Raw genomic sequence first — 18509 nt, 5'->3', positions numbered from 1 at the left:
TTTAAATACTCTTAAAATTACAGTGTACCGGGCATCATGTTTTGTGAATGAGGATGTGTTGCGTTGATTTAAATATAAAGGTATTTACCCATAAATAATCCCGGCCAGAATAATTATATACTCAATCTGTTCACGCTTACTCCTTATAAAATCATGGTATTCTGCGATTGATAGGCAGCACGCTTGTTTGGATTTTTGTAGCACTGTCTTATTTAAGAGATATCTCATGATGGGAAAAAAATTCAAACTACTCACAGCACTCATGGTGCTGTTAATAATTTCATACTCAGTTATTGCCCAGATCAGGAAAAACCAGGTAACCTATACCATTGATGGAGGTGTCTTCCATCACCAATTAATCACGCTTAATTTTGATGCTAAATCAAAGCAGAAGGGGGCACTTGCCGTTACTCCGGGTTACTTGAAAATATACGTAGATGACGATCCCTCAAATGATGACGAACAGAAATGGGCAATTAATATAGCCTTTAATCATGCCGGTACAGGGACGGCCAAGGTTAACGACCCAATTACCAATGCCCAACCAGGAGAAGATAAAAAGGTATATTTTGTTTTGCAGGTTCAGGTTAATGGGAAAGATAGAAACCTTAGTCCAACGCTTACCACCCCAGGCGTAACACCGGGGACTATCACCATCACCAGGTTCGGGCCAATAGGCGGAACTGTTGAAGGAACCTTTGAAGGTAAGTTAAAAAGTGCCGGCGAAACATACATGATCACCCAGGGGCACTTTGTAGTTAACCGGTTGATATAATCCTCCAATCGTCATTGCTAATTTCAGTCCGTTTCAGGATAACTATAATCTGGTTTAACCCATCAATATCACTATTATAAATGAACATAATTATTGCAGAATCAGTTAGTAAAAAGCAGCAGAATCCGGCGTTATTACTTATTTATTCCATATTATGCTTTTATTGTTTAGGAGCAGTTATGATGATCAATTTTTGTGATTATCCATCTTTTGATCGTATCCATGAAAACGTAACACAGGTATTTGGTGTTTTTAGCAGGAAAGTAGTTGTTATCTATTATGTTCCTACGGTTTTATTGTTCTTTTGCACGGCATCATTATGGTTTTATACTCCTAAAACAATTTCTAAATGGGTGTTTTGGGCCTCCTTGCTTTTCTCTTTCAGCGCAGTTATCATCATTCTTTTTGTATTGATGCCCGCTCAACCCTATTTATTATCAAAGGGGTTTAATGGGATAGTAAAAAATAGACTTACACACTTAAGCTTATATTTCCAGGTGATCCCGGCGTGGCTGCAGGCTTTTCTGGCATTTTTTATATTAAACGCCTATTTCAAAAACGTGAACCCCTTTAATCGCATATTGTTTATAGGAGTTTTTGCCCTGGTTTTCTACCTGGTTGGGGCTGATAACGTAGAAAAATTTATAAACTATTCTATATGGACCGTTGTTTGCCCGGCAGATTGGCTTTCTTTCCGTGCCTCGGTACCCATTGCGCAGTTTTTGTCAATCTATGTAGTTCCCGGATTTTTTCCCATTTTTTTATTAGTACCGATGTTTTGGTGGCGACCACAAGGAATTACCAAAACCTTTGTTCTTATCGTACTGCTGCCAGAGTTATGGGCATGTATTGTAACCGGTAATTATTTTGTACCAAACATACAGGTACCGCTCGGCAAAGCTTATTCATTGCCCCTGATTGAAGAACTGATAAAAAATGAATTTCCATTACGGGGTACGGCCCTCATCATGCTGATTGTAGCAACAGCTATCTTGTTTCTGAGGGTAGCCAGGCATAGTCAAAATACGGTATGGAGTACCGTTGAATAAATTTTATATGTTACCAATGGCATTGTTTAACTGTGTCTGTATAATGGTTCAAATGCGTTTTACATCATAACATTTATTAACATGAAAATTGCTGTAATTATTGGTCGCTCGTTACTGGGCCTCATTTATGTATTATTCGGTCTTTCTTTCTTTTTTCATTTTATCAAGATCCCGGCCATGCCATTAGCCGGCAGAGAGTTTCAGGGCGCGCTGTTAAAATCTGGTTATTTTTTTCAGTTCCTGAAGATAACCGAGATCACCTGCGGCGCGTTTTTGCTCATCAACCGCTATACAGCTTTTTTTCTGCTCGTTATTTCGCCGGTAACCTTAAATATCTTTTTATTTCACGTGTTTTTGTCGCCGCCCGGCCTCGCATTCGTTATTATGATGCTGATCATCAACTTGTTTTTGGGATATGCTTACCGTAAATATTATCATGGTGTATTTACAGTGGTGCCCCAGATATAGAGGAGATCATCTTTGGTTAATAATATCGCTATAAATGTCCGGAAGAATAGATTTTGGCTGAAGCCTGAGCACCGAACCTGCTATCCGTCCCATAAATGGGACGGCAATGAATAAAAAACAATTGATTTATCCCTTCATTGCCGTTGATTTTAACCAACGGATTGTAAGTGAATAACTATAGGCTTTAGCCAAATCTGATATTTAACATTTATTTTGATTCTTCCGAATAATAGTGGTGCAGTAATAACACCCACCACGGGCTGAAAGATTATATTTCTATTAAAAAAGTTTGTCATTTCGATAGAGCAGGAGTAGGGATGAGCGTAGCGCGAAAGAGAAATCTTCTGCTTTGTGCAATCCGAAATTGTAAATCACAGAGGATTTCTCCTCGTTCCTCGTCGAAATGACAATTTTTTTAGCGTTAGCTTAAGATTTATAAGAATTATATTTATCCTTCCATGCTTGAATAATATTGAACAGGTAAATCTTGAGATCATCGAAGTTTTCAAAAAGGAAATTTTCTGGATTGGGGGGGATAAAGTCAGCATATGTCAGGGTCAAAAATAATTGCAGACCAATACTACATGTCAGGTCGATATTCATTTTAAAGCCAAGGTCTTCAATATCTACTTTATTTAGAATTCGCTTTAATCGTTCATCCAGATCAGGATAATTCTGTGATCGAGTGTCTGGGGCTCTGCGAATAAAAAACTCCGCTAATTGCGCTATGATTGAGGCTAAAAATTTCATATACCTATCATGTTCATCTCTAGTATTAGAAAACATGCAATCCAAGGCATAGATATCAGCTTGAATTTCCATTATGCGTAACCGGCGACTATCTGTAGAATTTCTTTCGTAATCCCATTTATTTGTAGATTTAATAAAGTCTTCAGAGTCAGCATGTAATACCAAATGACCTAGTTCATGATACATTAGGTAGCTTGCTGCGAGAACAAGCAGATGATTCGCCTGCTTTACACGTGTATCTTCTTGCGTTGGATTTGCTATATCATCAGGCCACGGATTGAAATCTTCATCGGAGGATGGCTTTAGCGATCTTCCCCATGCAAATGTATAATTGAGTATATTAAATTTTTCAGAGTCAACAAGGCTAATAACTCGCTGATTACTTCCTGCCTTATCCTGATAAATTTCAATCAAACCAATCATGAAATAGCAAACTGTCCATAGGTAAGATAGAAATCCAGCCTGTAATACAATTATGCCAGTACTTAGGTGAGAAAATGGCCCCTTCATGGGAAACATATCCTCATTTAATTCAAGGCTTTTGATTCTACCAGTAGAAATGAGTGCGCTTATTTTGATTGCAATTTCCTCATTCCCATTTCGGAATGCTTCGTCGATATGACCGTAGAGTGAACTGATATAATATTTATTGGTTTCACTTTCTTCCATTCTTTACTATTCTTTAGTTGACAGTCGGTGTTATCACCGCACTAGGCACTAATATATCAAATACTCCCCGTCAAATCTTAACAATTCCATGATTTATACTTACCCTATTTAAGGTTTGATTTTATTACTTTTGCTGGATGACAACCGATACGCTGCCCGAAGTTGCGGAATGGCATGTTCCGGATTTGAAATGGAAGGGTTTTAAGGTTTATAAGATCTCCGGAGGGGCGGGGCCGCAGCATGCCCATGGCAGGCGCGATTTTTATAAAATAGTTTTGGTAACCAGCGATATGACAGTATCCTATGGCGACCGGACGGCTGAAATAAAGGAAACTTGTTTAGTTTTAATAAACCCGCATATTCCGCATAGCGTAACTCACCATACCGAAAGAAAAGGCTTTGCCTGTGTTTTTACCGATGCTTTTATGGCAGGGCGGGAGCGTACGGAGCTTTTGCAAAACTCTGCCTTGTTTCGCTTTGATACAACGCCCATTATTCCTTTAAACAACGAGCAGGAGCTGTTTATAACGGGTATTTACCAAAAAATGCTATCTGTTTATCAGAGCAATTATGAACACCAGGCCGAATTGCTGAAAACCTGCATAGAACTTATTATGCACGAAGCGTTAAGGATCCGGCCATCGTTAAATGAGCCGAAGTACAAAAATGCAGCTACGCGCATCACGCATCTGTTTATGGAGTTACAGGAGAAGCAATTTCCGATAGAAAGCATTGGATCTCCGCTCAAATTACGAACCGCCCAGGACTTTGCCGAAAGTTTGGCCGTACACGTTAACTATCTAAACCGTTCGGTAAAGGAAGTTACCGGAAAGCCAACATCCGTTCATATCACAGAACGTATTGTTGCGGAGGCTAAAGCCCTTTTGCAGCATACCGACTGGAGTATAGCAGAGATAGCCTACAGTTTGGGATTTGAATATCCTACCTATTTTAACAATTATTTTAAACGGGTAACCGGTCTTGTGCCCAAATCTTTCAGAGCAGGTAAAGTTTGAAAATCATACTTTTTGGTTTGATTCTCTTTAACGAAAGAGCCCCGTTTGCGGGAACTTTGTATAAACAAAAGAATCATGGAAAAAGTATCAATTACGGATAAACAAATCAATATAAACGGAGATAGGACTATAGCGCTGGTTACCGGGGCCAATCAGGGAATCGGTTTGCAGATTGCAAAAGACCTCATTACGCATGGCTTCACGGTGCTGGTAGGCTCACGCAATTTGGAGCGTGGCGAAGCTGCGGCCAGGGAGATAGGCGAGCATGCGTATGCGCTCCAATTGGATGTAACAGATCAGGCTTCGGTCACTGCTGCTGCAGAACGGATAGGCAGCGAGTTTGGCCGCCTCGACGTGCTCATTCAGAACGCGGCCATTTCAAATACCAATAAGAAACCAGGCCAGTCTGTGGAAGAATACGCCAAAACCACCCGTCCCAGCAATGTATCTATCGATGAAATGCGCGCTGTGTGGGATACGAACGTATTTGGTGTGCTGGCTGTTTACCAGGCTATGCTGCCGCTTTTGCGCAAATCGACGCAAGCCCGTATCGTCAACGTGTCCAGTGGCGCCGGTTCGTTAACCATGAATGCCGACCCGGCCAATGGTCACCGGGCTATTTTTGGCCCTGTTTACCCTGCGTCCAAAACAGCGCTTAATGCCTTAACGCTAGCCATGGCTATTGAACTGGAACCGGAAGGGATCAACGTTAATGCTGTTTCTCCAGGCTTTACCAAGACTAATCTTAACGGGCATGCAGGCACAGAGACAGTAGAAGAGGGGGCGGCCGAGGCGGTGCGCGTGGCATTGCTCGGTACAGACGGCCCTACTGGCACATTCACGCACTCAAAATTCGGAATACTTCCCTGGTGATAACAGGTGCAACAACAGCAAAAGAAGTAGCTCGATCTTCGTAAACTAAAGGGGTTATTACTCTGTCAAATATTGCGTATATTTGTGTAGAAACAGCCCGGTTTTCCTGATCAAACAGGAGAACCGGGCTGTTTGCTTAAAGGATAAAAAGGCACCAAAGTAGACTGTTTTTTATATAGTTATTTGACAATCTGTAATTTAATGCTTTTTAAACCTTTTAAAACTCATCGAAAATTTGTTAAAAAGTGTTAAAATCGATGGTTTTGAGTGTGTTTTCGATCATTTTTCAAGCGTTTTTGCCCTGTTTTTGAGCAAAAAAGTGTTAAAATAAAGGGTTTAAAAAGTTTTTTGAGGCGCGCAGCACTATTGTAATATTAGAGATATAACTTATATTTATCCCTAATAAGTAATTCGGGATCTTTAAAAAACAGCATTTAAAACCGTTCGGAAGACCGAAAAAATGTTGAAACGGTGTCAAATATTGCAACAAAGTGTGTTTATGACACAAATAAATTGCAAATTTGCGGTCTGCATATATTCAGTTAACTCCCTGTTTAACGATGAGTGAAAAGACAATATTGGTTTGGTTCAGAAACGACTTACGGATACACGATAACGAAATTTTGTTAGAGGCTGTGCGTAAGGCTGATAAAGTGCTGCCTGTATATTGTTTTGACCCTTACTATTTTCAACGCACCATATCCGGAGCTTCAAAAACCGGAAGTTTCAGGGCTCGTTTCCTGTTAGAAGCTGTGGCCGATCTGCGCAAGAATTTACAAGTCTATGGTGCCGAACTGATCATCAGAACAGGTAATCCAGCCGAAATATTACCTCAGCTTGCCGAGCAATATCAGGTGAACGAGGTATATCATCACCGGGAAGTAGCTTACGAGGAAACCGAGATATCTGAGCAGGTGGAAGCTGCTTTATGGAAACTGAAGCTTAACCTGAAACACTTTATCGGTCATACCCTTTATCATAAAGAAGATCTTCCTTTCCCGATTAAGGATATTCCGGATAGCTTCGCAGTATTTAAGAAAAAAGTAGAGCGGGACAGCAATGTGCGTCCTTGTGTAGCTACGCCCGAGCAGATCATCACTCCCGGAATAACCGATGCAGGTGAATTACCTACGCTACAGCAATTAGGGTTGGATGAACCTATCGATGATCCACGCGCTACCAACTATTTTCAGGGTGGCGAAACCGCTGCTTTGGTACAGTTGCACAAATACTTTTCACAGAGTGAACAGGCTGTTAAGCCTAAAGGTTCCCGGGGTGGCGCTAATAATTCGTCAAAATTATCTCCGTGGTTATCGGTAGGCTGTATATCGCCAAGGCAGGTTTACTGGGAAATATTTAAACATAGCGGCGATAGCTATGCGCAAAATGCCAGTATGCTGAAACTGGAACTACTTTGGCGCGATTATTTCAGGTTCATGTTTAAAAAGCATGGTCAGAAATTCATCAAAGCCAAAAACGAAGGAAGCGAAGAGGCTGATGTAACCGTTAATGAATTGGAATTTAATAAATGGGCACATGGCGAAACCGGTGTTCCATATATTGATGCCTGTATGCACGAGTTGAATGCGACAGGTTTTATCTGCAACCATTGCCGCCAGCTAGTGGCTTTTCATCTGGTACATGATCTTAAAGTCGACTGGACTCGCGGGGCGATTTATTTTGAAGAAAAGCTGATCGATTATTCGCCGGCCAGTAACTGGGGTAACTGGGCCTTTATTGCCGGGATAAATGATGCCAAAGAAAGTAAATACGCTATAGCGGTTATGCAACCCAAAGATGCCGAGAGTGATTTTGTAACCACCTGGCAGCATTCTACCATTGACGAGGCCGGCGACCTGGTAGGGGCCTGATTAGTTTTCTCTCCTTAGTCTTCTGTTCTCATAGGCGTCTCTTTGTTGCTAAATTTATATAAGCAGAAAAGCGATCGCTACTTATTCAGCAATCGCTTTCCATGTATTAGTTATTCTTATTTTAATAATTCAAAAAATAGATTCATCATGGTGCAATGGTCCATTGCTGGCTATTGCTGCTGCTACTTGGCTGAAACTGCATGATAACGCCATCGGCGGTGCCTGTACCTGAATCGAGGCATTTACCATTAGTTCGGTTCACAATTTTATAATAAGAACCTACAGGGATAATTGTCCATTGTTGATTGGTGCTTCCCCCACTTGTCCACTGTGTCACTGTTGATCCATCAGTAGTATGTCCATCACTATCCAGGCATTTTCCTCCGGTAGCACAGGTCAGCTTGTAATAGCCGCCGCCGTAGGCGAGTGTCCATTTTTGGTTATTGCCACTACTGGATGTCTCCTGGCCAATATTTGCGCCATTGGTGGTCGCACCCAAATTATCCAGATACTTCCCGCTGGCGCGATTAATTAGTCTGTAGGTACCATTAGCTATGGGTTGTGTGCCAACAGAATAAGTTAAAGTGCCAAATCCCAATTGATCGAAGCCCCCGCTGTCAGAGCCATAGTTACCACCGCCGCCTTCGGGTCTCACCATGGCTGCAAACTGGCTGCTGAAGGTTGCCGTAACACCCATCAAATTGGTGTAATGATTGTAAATTAATTCCCACGAAGGTCGTTTAGTACCCCGGGCGTTTGTTGATATGATTGTTTGATTTACATTATTGCAATTGTTATAGGTATGATAAGGTACGGTGTTTCCGAGATTATAGCTGGCAGTGTATTCGGCCAGTGCCAAAACTTTATTGTTCTCATAGGCAAACAGATCCTGTCCCTGGTTAAAAGCCATTTGGCAAAATGCCCCAATCAATGAAATATCTAATGTAGCATGTCCCTGATCGCGGCCCGCTTCCTGATTTTGTCCTAAATTTCCGGGATGTATAAAAGATACTGCCCTGTCAATATTGCCATTGCCTATGCCGCTTTTAAAGTAAGTTATCGCCTGGTTAAATTTAGCCTCGTCGTCGCAAAGGATACCGATGGATAGGATAGTGGCCATATTACTGAGGTCCCAGTTAGCCCAGTAATGTGTATCGCAGGTGCCGTTATGTCGTACTAAAAAATCATTAGCTACCGGATAAAATACGTTGAGCATAAATGTTTTAAAGTTTTCAAAATCAGCTGGTGCCCAGCCACTATAGTCGCGAAGGATTTCGGCAGCATTTGCTAGCTGGTAGCCATATAAGCCTGAAGCAAGATCGGCATTTGAATCTCCGCTTATTGCTTTGCATTTGGAAGCCCATGCATTTAAAATATGGACGGCGTTATTCGCATAAGCTGCATTGCCCGAAATTTTCCACATAAGCGCTCCTTGATAGGCTGCCGCCGCGTCGCGCATGAGATGGGGGTAATTCCCACCTGTATTTGTCCGGGTAAGGGTATCACTTGGGCCAATCATTTTATAGCCAAGAGATGCATAGCCGTTTGCGGCTAATACTTTATAGCCGGAAAGCCATGGCTCCGTTCCGGCATTAACCATGGTTTGCATCCTGATAAAATCTGCTTGAGTATGCAGCATGCCGGGATGTATAAATGTACTTGTTGCATGGATGCTAAGTTTTGAAGTTTCTGCACTATCAACTTTAGCAGCCACAAACGAGGAGGATTTTTTACACCCGAATGTAAGAAACAGGAATAAGCTACTTAGAAAAACCAGAGTTCTTGATTTCATTTTTTAAAATTTTCGGCGAAAATAGATAATGAGAGATTGTTTCGTATGAAGAAATTATTAAGAAAATACGTGGCGCTTCAGTTGGATAATTTACGGGCAATTAGTTGATAATAAATTGTTACTATGGTAAGTAGCATCTTGTTGTGGTTTGATAAATATTAACCATAAATTAAATATGAAGTTAATAGCAAATGGTAAAGAAGCTGTGACTAGGACTATTTTAGCGGATTATTCAGATTTCCAAGGATGCCGACGGTGATTTTGTAGCCACCTGGCAACCATCACATATTGGTGAGGCCGGCGGTCTGGTGAAAGCGTAAGTTTAGGCTTTTTCTTTTTTTTAAATTTAATTCAATGAAGTGCGCCTCTTTACAATACAAAAGGTATAGGAAAATTTACGTTGCGTATTTTTATAATATCGGTATCTATAAATAATAGAGTTGGTAAATATTACTATTTCTTAATATTATTATTGAATATAAGTAGTATACTTGTCGTATTATATTAATTAAATCCTTATCGCTTTTTATGAAAAAAATCTTACTCTTGATTCCCTTGCTGGGAATGTTATGGTCATGCAAAAAACAAGATCAGCTAACTCCAAAACAAACAGAAACCAATACAGCAACCGGTAAATTGAAATCACAATCGGCCAAAGATGGTGTTTGGGATTTGTTGGGTTATGGCTATGATGTAACCGGTGAGTATGCGAATTCAAGTTCAACAACATTCCAGGTGGTTGATATCGCTAAACTTTACAGCACCGAGCCAACCCGGTTAGTTACCAATTTAAACACAACCAGAAACTCATCTTTTTCATACGGTGAAAATGTACAAGCTTATGCTTCAGATATTTCGGCACATTTGAATGCTACGGTGGGTTTTTCGTTGTTTAAAGGCTCAGTAACATCGGCATATTCAAATTCAAACTCTTTTAACTCCAAATATATTTACGGAAGTTATAATTTGCTGATACAACAGCGGGAATTGAAATTCAATGCCACATCTGCATTGTTGCAAAAATATTTAACACAAAATTTTTTAAATGATATTGCTACGCTTACGCCACAACAAATAGTAAGTCAATACGGCGCTTTTGTACTTTCTGATATTATTTTAGGTGCCAAACTACAAGTTACCTATCAATCAGAAACCAAAAGTACTGACAGGAAATCTGCTGCCTCAGCAGGCCTGGATGCCAGTTTAGGAGCTATATTCTCTATTAATGCAGGCGTGAATTCTAATCATTCGCAAAGTAGCTCCAACTTTAATCAGTATGTGCATTATCTTACCAATGGTGGCGATCCAACTTTAGGTATTACTCCGGCTACAATTTCATTCACCCAAAGTACACCGCCTATTGATTATAGTGCATGGCAAGCCAGTACTAACGCCCAAAATGCCGAATTAATCAACATCGCACAAAGTGGTCTGATTCCAATTAATGAATTGATCCCCGATCCAAGCTTGGCAAATGCGGTTAAAAATTATATTTATAATGATTATTTACCCAATCACCAGGTTCAGGTTCAATACGGAAAATCAGCATTGTACAGGTGCTTAAATACCAAAAGTGGCGATCGCATGTTAGTGACCGATCCAAATGAGGTAGCCAACCAGCCAAATTGGAATGTAGAGGGTAGTTTGGGTTATGTATACAACGATAACTCAAAGACTGGTGTTGCTCCATTAAACAGATTTTTGCTAAGCAGTGGCTATCATTTTTTCACAACCGATGTAAATGAGATTCCATCTCAGGCAAAAAGAGAAGGTGTACCGGGTTATTTGGATCTTTCGCCAGTGGCCGGATATAAGCCATTATATCGTTACAGAAGCTCTAAAAACGGAGCGCATCTGTACTCAAATGATTTTAATGAACTTGGCAATGGTCGCGATGGCTGGATATATGAAGGAATTATAGGTTATTTGCAACAATAAATATCACCACATATTATATAAAAGGCTGTTTTTTTAAACAGCCTTTTTTGTTGGTGCTTGTGTAGGGAATTATCGGCCGGTATTTTTCACATCGTGTTTAAGCTATTTTGAAATTTATGATGCCATCAAATATGCTTTTGTTCAATTCTGTGCGTTATAACACAGATATTAGGCATATGTAAATTTCTTTACAATTAATTATGAAGTATATAAGCCTATATGCTTACTTTTGTACCGTTTTAAAGATCAGTTTCTCATGGATCGTCTCAATTATATCAATAGCGGCAACGCAGACTACATTAATACTCTATACGACAGCTACAAACAGGATCCCGAATCGGTGGATTATGGATGGCAGAAATTTTTTGAAGGTTTTGATTTTGGTAAGGATACACAAGCCCCTGCCGGAACAACCGCGCCAAATGTCGGTGATAAAACCCCTGATCACTTTTTAAAAGAGATCAATGTACTCAATATGATTCACGGATACCGCTCACGCGGTCACCTGTTTGCTAAAACAAACCCGGTGCGTGAGCGTCGCCATTATTTCCCCGGCAAAGAGCTGGAGACCTTTGGCCTGAGCGAAGCCGACATGGATACCGTGTTTAATGCCGGCGTTGAAGTTGGTTTGGGTGCTGCCACTCTGCGCGACATTCGCCAGTTGTTGGAAGATACTTATTGCCGTGCCATTGGCGCCGAATACAGGTACATCCGTAACCCTATCAAATTAAAATGGTTTGAAGACAGGATGGAGAGCAACCGCAACACACCTTCATTTACTGTTGACGAAAAGAAATTGATGCTGAATAAGCTCAACGAGGCTGTAACCTTCGAGAACTTTTTGGGGACCAAATTTTTGGGCCAGAAACGTTTTTCGTTGGAAGGAGCTGAAGCGCTTATCCCTTCATTGGATTCTGTAATTAATAAAGGTGCCGACCTGGGTATCGAGGAGTTTATCATCGGTATGGCCCACCGCGGCAGGTTGAACGTGCTGACCAATATTATGGAGAAAACCTATAAAGAGGTGTTCTCTGAATTTGAAGGCAAAAACTTTGATTCTGAAACACCTTTTGGTGGCGATGTAAAGTATCACCTGGGTTTTTCAACAGACGTAACTACCTCTAATGGTAAAAAAGTTCACTTAAGTCTTTGTCCAAACCCTTCGCATCTGGAAGCGGTTGACCCTGTTGTGGAAGGTATTACCCGTTCAAAAATCGACTTTAAATATAACGGCGACCATAATAAGATCGCCCCGATATTGATCCATGGTGATGCTTCGGTAGCAGGCCAGGGCATTGTTTATGAAGTTTTACAAATGGAAAAACTGGATGGCTACCGCACAGGTGGTACCATTCACCTGGTGATCAATAACCAGATAGGTTTTACCACTAATTATAAAGATGCCCGTTCCAGTACTTATTGTACCGACGTGGCTAAAACTGTGCTTTCACCGGTTTTCCACGTAAATGGTGATGACGTAGAAGCATTGGCTTACGTAGTTAACCTGGCTATGGAATACCGCCAGGTATTTAACGAGGATGTGTTTATTGACATCTTATGCTACCGTCGTTACGGTCACAATGAGTCTGATGAACCAAAATTCACCCAGCCATTATTATACAAAGCTATTGAGGCTCACCCTAACCCATTGATCATTTATAATGAGAAATTAGTGGCCGAAGGCAGCATTGATGCCAGCTTGCTTAAATCAATGGAAAAAACTTTCCGTGATGAATTACAGCAAAAACTGGATGAATCAAAGGCCGAAGAAAGATTTACCGAAACCATCGCCATGTTTGAAGGCGCCTGGAGCGGATTACACTTAGCCAGTCATAAAGAATTGGTATCGGCTGTGGATACATCAGTACCTAAAGAAGAAATCATCGAGATTGGTAATAAAATAACCTCTCTGCCGGCTGACAAAGACTTCTTTAAAAAGATCGAAAAATTATTTGAAGATCGCCGGGCTATGGTGAACAACACCCAGGTATTTGACTGGGCCATGGCCGAGTTATTAGCCTACGGTACATTATTAAAAGATGGGTTCCCGGTAAGGTTAAGCGGCGAGGATGTTAAGCGTGGTACCTTCTCTCATCGTCATGCGGTATTAACCTTGATTGATTCTGAGGATGAATATACGCCGCTGGCTACTATTGATACCGAGGCTAAACTAAGTATCTATAACTCCTTATTATCTGAATATGGTGTATTAGGTTTTGAGTATGGCTATGCCTTGGCTAACCCTAATGCTTTAACGATATGGGAAGCCCAGTTTGGTGACTTCTTCAATGGTGCACAGATCATCGTTGACCAGTACATCGCCAGTGCCGAAACTAAATGGCAGCGAGGTAATGGTTTGGTAATGCTGTTGCCGCATGGTTATGAAGGACAAGGCCCTGAGCACTCCTCTGCACGCGTAGAGCGCTTTATGGAGCTTTGTGCCGATGACAATATCCAGGTGGCCAATTGCACCACACCTGCCAACTTCTTCCATATCCTGCGCAGGCAAATGCACCGCGATTTCCGCAAGCCACTGATCATCTTTACACCAAAAAGCTTATTGCGTAGTCCTAAATGCGTATCGCCAATTGATGAATTCACCAACGGTAAATTCCATGAATTGATAGATGATACCTATGCTGATGTTAAAAAGGTAAAACGTGTACTGTTATGTACCGGTAAAGTATATTACGATCTGCAGGAGAAACAATTGACTGACAAACGTAAGGATATAGCCATTGTACGTGTAGAACAATTATATCCTACACCGGTTGTTCAGATATTAAAAATTAAAGCCAAATACGATAAAGCCACCGAGTTTATCTGGGTACAGGAAGAACCCGAAAATATGGGTGCATGGCCGTATATCTGCCGTAAGTTCCATAATGATAAGGTGATCAACCTGAATGTAATTTCACGCATCGAGGGCAGTAGTACTGCTACCGGTTTTGCTAAACAGCACGCCGCGCAGCAGGCCTATATTGTTTCTAAAGCGTTTGAAGCACCTGCCGGTAAAGTGGTAAAAGAAGCAATAAAAAAGACAACAAAAAAAATGGCTGATGCCGGAGCGGATTGAGTTATGTAGTACGTTTTACGTGGTACGTTATACGTAAACCACCAAAACGTACAACTTAAAACGTTTAACGTATCACCTTTAAAATATACAATTACTAAAATATGAGTTTAGCGATCAAAGTTCCGCCGGTAGGCGAATCAATAACAGAAGTAACCCTATCAGGCTGGAAGAAAAAAGATGGCGATCACGTGGAAATGGATGAGGTTATTGCCGAATTAGAATCAGACAAAGCCACTTTTGAATTGACTGCCGAAAAAGCAGGAACCCTGAAAATATTGGCCAATGAAGGCGATACTTTGGCCATTGGCGCTGTTGTTGCCAACATTGAAGAAGGCGCCGGCGCTGCTGCTCCTGCAAAGGAAAGCGCTCCTGCGGCTCAACCACAGCCTGAAGTTGTGGCTAATGCACCTGCTCCGGCTCCGGTGGCCGCTGCCCCTGCTGCAGGTGGATCTTTAGAAATTAAAGTGCCTACTGTAGGCGAATCTATAACAGAAGTTACTTTATCCCGCTGGATCAAAAAAGATGGCGATACTGTGGAGATGGATGAAGCCCTGGCCGAATTGGAATCAGATAAAGCGACATTTGAATTAACCGCCGAAAAAGCCGGTGTGTTAAAAACTATAGCTAAAGAAGGCGATGTATTGCCTATTGGCGCTGTAGTTTGTACCATTGAAGGTTCAGGTGCTGCTGTACAGGCTACACCAGTAACGCCTGCGGTTGTTAGCGCTACGGATGAGTCGCCACGCGGCGGAGCTCCTACCAAAGCTGATGGCGCAGTAACCTATGCCTCCGGCACTCCATCACCTGCCGCTGCCAAAATTCTGGCCGAAAAAGGTGTTGATCCTAAGGGTATAAATGGTACTGGTGTTGATGGTCGTATTACTAAAGGGGATGCCCTGAATGCGCAGGCTAAACCTGCTGCTCCTGCAGCAACTGCTTCAGCTCCTGTTGCTGCACCAGTGGTGGCCGGCGAAAGAAGTGAAAAACGCGAAAAAATGACCTCGCTGCGTAAAACAGTGGCCAAACGTTTGGTTGCTGTTAAAAATGAAACGGCTATGTTAACCACTTTCAACGAGGTGGATATGCAGCCCATCATGGAATTGCGTGGTAAATACAAGGATAAATTTAAAGAGAAACACGGCGTAGGTTTAGGCTTCATGTCGTTCTTTACCAAAGCGGTTACTGAAGCCCTGAAAGACTGGCCTGCTGTTGGCGCCCGTATTGAAGGCGAAGAAGTAGTATACAGCAATTTTGCCGACATTTCTATCGCTGTATCGGCTCCTAAAGGTCTGGTAGTTCCGGTTATCCGTAATGCAGATAGCATGAGCCTGGCCGAAATTGAAAAGGAAATTGTGGTATTAGCTGGTAAAGCCCGTGAAAATAAACTAACCATTCCTGAAATGACCGGCGGTACTTTTACCATTACCAATGGTGGTGTGTTTGGTTCCATGATGTCAACCCCGATATTAAATTCTCCACAATCGGCAATATTGGGTATGCACAACATCATTGAGCGCCCGGTTGCCATCAACGGACAAGTAGTTATCCGTCCGATGATGTACCTGGCATTATCCTATGATCACCGTATTATTGACGGTCGTGAATCGGTAAGCTTCCTGGTACGTGTAAAACAATTACTGGAAGACCCAGCAAGATTATTATTAGGAGTATAATTATTCCTGTAATCATATTTCAAAAGCCCGGCTTATGCCGGGCTTTTTTTGTTTGTCTGAATCAGAATTTACAGGATTTGAGAATTAACTGAATAATATAATTGCACCGTTATTTTGTCAATTCTCAAATTCTGATTCAGACAGTTAAGGGTTACCTAAATCCCTTTTTTGGTATCAATAGTAACCAAAAAAATTAACAACAACATGAAAACAAAAATTTTAATGCTGCCATTGGCGGCCGTCTTGCTGCTGGGCGCTTGTAAGGGTTCGGGCTCACATTATGAGGCAATTAATAACAGTAGTGCTGCTGATTCAGCGGTAGTAACTACAGCGAATTTAACGGCTTTACCCAAGTTAGTCAAGACTGCCGACATGCGTTTTAAAGTAAAAAATGTACAGCAAACAGCAGAAAAGATAACAACGCTAACAGTAAAAAACAATGGTATGGTGATGCACCATCAAATGGAATCTACCGTAAGAGATAGCAAGGATTTCCGAATCAGTAACGACTCAGTTAACCGTGTGTCTTCCTTTAATACTTCTGCCGATATGACGGTTAAAATACCTTCTGAACACCTGGAGGAATTTATGACCGAAGTAGCACATATGGGTATGTATGTTACCATGCGTAAAATGGATATAGAAGATAAATCGCTCGACTTTCTGTCTGCGAAACTGAAACTGAACAGCCGGAAGGAGTTGGTAGACCAGCAGAAAAAAGGAAAAGTTACGATCAAGAATCCGGTGAATGTTTTATTGCTAAAAGATGATATGGTTGACGGGCAGATAGGTAACCTCAAAATTGATGATGCGGTAAAATACAGCATCATCACATTAAATTTTTATCAAAGCAATACCATTCTTCAGGAGCATATTGCCAATGATGACCCCTCTGATTATAATCTACCTTTCTTTAGCCGGTTAGCAGGAGCATTTGCCAATGGCTGGCATCTTTTTATGGAAGCCATATTAGCGATAGCTAATCTTTGGGTATTTATCCTGGCCGGCATAAGTATCTTACTATTGATCCGTTTTTATAGAAGAAAATATTCCATATTACCTGATACGATAAAATCCTAAAAAATTGGTGGTAAATTCCGTAAACATTTCTATTTTTGCCCAACATTAAACAAAGTACCATGGATTCTACACAAAACGCTAATTCAGAACAACATTATAAAATATTGGTTTTAGCTATCGCTATTGGCATAACAGGTGTTTTCATTCGTTTTGCTGGTGATGAAAATTCAACCTATTTTTCATGGATAGCTAACTTGTTGCTTATTTTAGGTGTGGCAATAGGTTTAAGAACTGTTTTCAAGATCATCAAATAATTAGCTTCTTGATCTCTAAAGGGGGAGTTAAGGCATATAAACAAAACAGCCTTTCTGAATTTCAGAAAGGCTGTTTTGTTTATATGAATTCGTTAGCGAATCAAAAACTCCACCTTCAGGGGGCTGGGGGGCTTACTTTGGTCTGTACTTCGATTGATTCAATACTTTTTGGGCATCCTTCTCGGCCATTAGCTGTGGCAGGGTAACTTCGGGGTGTTTGTCCATATATTCCCTAACAATCTGCCAGCCCGTCCACACGGCTAGTTTTGGAGCCGATTCATTTTTTTCGCCCAAACCGGGAGTGAAGGGGGCTTCGGTAAAATATTTCTGAATTTTAGGATAATCAGTTTCGTAAAGCAGATTTTCATCTAAAAAATAACCCCATATTTTTGCTTTAAAATCCTCGCACCACTTAAGCTGAGCGGTAGTGTAACCAATTTTAGTGGTATCCCCAACCTCCGGTAATATGCGATCCATAAAATACATGATCTTACCGTTGTAAACCATTTTTTCGAGCATCGACTTATTATTGTCGTCTTCCGGGAACATATCCTCGCGGGCAATACCTTCCACTACGCGCGGGGTAATGTTTTCGGGGGTAAAATGCCTGGACAAATAATGTGGAAAGGCATTGGTAAGGGCAGGGTAGAAGCGGGAATCGGCACCCAAAAACAAATCGAGCCCTACCGCAAAATATCCATCCCCAATAGAAGTTTGAGCCTGGAAACCTGAAAAATAAGCATAAACCTTAGGCAGCTTTTTTTGCGGATAGTAATATTTGATGTATTTAAACGCCTGCGTAAGACTGGCATTCTGCGCATCCATGTTGGGATAGGCAGCATCTACATCATGTTTCAGGTCTGTATAGGCTTTGCCATTAAAAACTTCGTGGAGGGTCTTAAAATAAGCTGTATCAGCGGTATTGCCAGCCACCAGGATGCGACTTATAAAATCTTGGTAAAAAGCACCATATTTTTGCTGCAAATATATAGCTTGAGTGCTCATGGGTTTAGTACGCATGGCATCAAAGTCATGATCAAACCGTTCCACCTTAACTTCAATATTGATGTTGCTTACATCAATCTTTTTGTTGCGCCCGCATGACGCTAATATCAGGGCGATGGAAAAAATTAAGTAAATTTGCTTTGCTTTGAGCCGGGGGTTTATCATCTTTATCCTTTGAGCAAAAATAATTTTTATTTGCATTAATACGTTACTATACTGT

At 41.2% G+C, this 18509-nt stretch carries 14 protein-coding genes; 11 read left to right on the top strand and 3 right to left on the bottom strand.

What is annotated here, in order from left to right; all coding sequences use genetic code 11:
- The first annotated feature begins 226 nt into the window (after positions 1 to 226).
- The 3 genes from G7092_RS29970 (at position 227) to G7092_RS29960 (ending at position 2292) form a co-directional block, all read left to right on the top strand.
- Positions 227 to 775, top strand: a complete 549-nt coding sequence (locus G7092_RS29970) for a hypothetical protein (protein ID WP_166096016.1) — start codon at positions 227 to 229, stop codon at positions 773 to 775.
- An 80-nt stretch (positions 776 to 855) separates the two neighbouring features.
- On the top strand, positions 856 to 1824 hold the full coding sequence (locus tag G7092_RS29965; RefSeq protein ID WP_166096013.1) for a hypothetical protein: 969 nt from the start codon (positions 856 to 858) through the stop codon (positions 1822 to 1824).
- Positions 1825 to 1905: 81 nt separating this feature from the next.
- Positions 1906 to 2292: a hypothetical protein gene (locus tag G7092_RS29960; RefSeq protein ID WP_166096011.1), complete on the top strand. Its 387-nt coding sequence runs from the start codon at positions 1906 to 1908 to the stop codon at positions 2290 to 2292.
- 426 nt (positions 2293 to 2718) lie between these two features.
- Here the strand turns inward: G7092_RS29960 and G7092_RS29955 are convergent, their stop codons facing one another.
- Positions 2719 to 3711: a phage exclusion protein Lit family protein gene (locus G7092_RS29955; RefSeq protein WP_166096009.1), complete on the bottom strand. Its 993-nt coding sequence runs from the start codon at positions 3709 to 3711 to the stop codon at positions 2719 to 2721.
- A gap of 137 nt (positions 3712 to 3848) precedes the next feature.
- Between G7092_RS29955 and G7092_RS29950 the strand changes: the two genes are divergently transcribed.
- From G7092_RS29950 to G7092_RS29940, 3 genes are all read left to right on the top strand, one after another.
- Positions 3849 to 4727, top strand: coding sequence for a helix-turn-helix domain-containing protein (locus tag G7092_RS29950; protein WP_166096007.1), 879 nt, complete (start codon positions 3849 to 3851; stop codon positions 4725 to 4727).
- A 75-nt stretch (positions 4728 to 4802) separates the two neighbouring features.
- The gene (locus G7092_RS29945) at positions 4803 to 5600 is read left to right on the top strand and encodes an SDR family NAD(P)-dependent oxidoreductase (protein WP_202985463.1); all 798 of its coding nucleotides are present in this window, start codon (positions 4803 to 4805) and stop codon (positions 5598 to 5600) included.
- A 560-nt stretch (positions 5601 to 6160) separates the two neighbouring features.
- Entirely contained in the window at positions 6161 to 7471 is a 1311-nt protein-coding gene (locus G7092_RS29940; RefSeq protein WP_166096005.1) for a DASH family cryptochrome, read from the top strand.
- 145 nt (positions 7472 to 7616) lie between these two features.
- Here the strand turns inward: G7092_RS29940 and G7092_RS29935 are convergent, their stop codons facing one another.
- Positions 7617 to 9263 (bottom strand): RICIN domain-containing protein, encoded by a 1647-nt coding sequence (locus G7092_RS29935; protein ID WP_166096003.1) that lies wholly within the window; start codon positions 9261 to 9263, stop codon positions 7617 to 7619.
- A 528-nt stretch (positions 9264 to 9791) separates the two neighbouring features.
- On the opposite strand from G7092_RS29935, the gene G7092_RS29930 reads away from it, so the two are divergent.
- The 5 genes from G7092_RS29930 to G7092_RS29910 all read left to right on the top strand — a co-directional run bounded on the left by G7092_RS29930 (position 9792) and on the right by G7092_RS29910 (position 17284).
- Complete coding sequence (locus G7092_RS29930) at positions 9792 to 11201, top strand: MAC/perforin domain-containing protein (RefSeq protein ID WP_166096000.1); 1410 nt, start codon at positions 9792 to 9794, stop codon at positions 11199 to 11201.
- A 256-nt stretch (positions 11202 to 11457) separates the two neighbouring features.
- Positions 11458 to 14277: a 2-oxoglutarate dehydrogenase E1 component gene (locus G7092_RS29925; RefSeq protein ID WP_166095998.1), complete on the top strand. Its 2820-nt coding sequence runs from the start codon at positions 11458 to 11460 to the stop codon at positions 14275 to 14277.
- A 101-nt stretch (positions 14278 to 14378) separates the two neighbouring features.
- Positions 14379 to 15950: a 2-oxoglutarate dehydrogenase complex dihydrolipoyllysine-residue succinyltransferase gene (odhB, locus tag G7092_RS29920; RefSeq protein WP_166095995.1), complete on the top strand. Its 1572-nt coding sequence runs from the start codon at positions 14379 to 14381 to the stop codon at positions 15948 to 15950.
- A gap of 204 nt (positions 15951 to 16154) precedes the next feature.
- Positions 16155 to 17030 (top strand): DUF4349 domain-containing protein, encoded by an 876-nt coding sequence (locus tag G7092_RS29915; RefSeq protein ID WP_166095992.1) that lies wholly within the window; start codon positions 16155 to 16157, stop codon positions 17028 to 17030.
- Between the two features lie 59 nt (positions 17031 to 17089).
- Positions 17090 to 17284 (top strand): hypothetical protein, encoded by a 195-nt coding sequence (locus G7092_RS29910; protein WP_166095990.1) that lies wholly within the window; start codon positions 17090 to 17092, stop codon positions 17282 to 17284.
- A 132-nt stretch (positions 17285 to 17416) separates the two neighbouring features.
- Here the strand turns inward: G7092_RS29910 and gldB are convergent, their stop codons facing one another.
- On the bottom strand, positions 17417 to 18454 hold the full coding sequence (gene gldB / locus G7092_RS29905; protein ID WP_166095986.1) for a gliding motility lipoprotein GldB: 1038 nt from the start codon (positions 18452 to 18454) through the stop codon (positions 17417 to 17419).
- Between the last annotated feature and the right edge of the window lie 55 nt (positions 18455 to 18509).

It is taken from the genome of Mucilaginibacter inviolabilis (genome assembly GCF_011089895.1).
Taxonomy (GTDB): domain Bacteria; phylum Bacteroidota; class Bacteroidia; order Sphingobacteriales; family Sphingobacteriaceae; genus Mucilaginibacter; species Mucilaginibacter inviolabilis.
The sequence above is the reverse complement of the archived record's forward strand: the minus strand, read 5'-3'. Positions and strand labels throughout refer to the sequence as shown.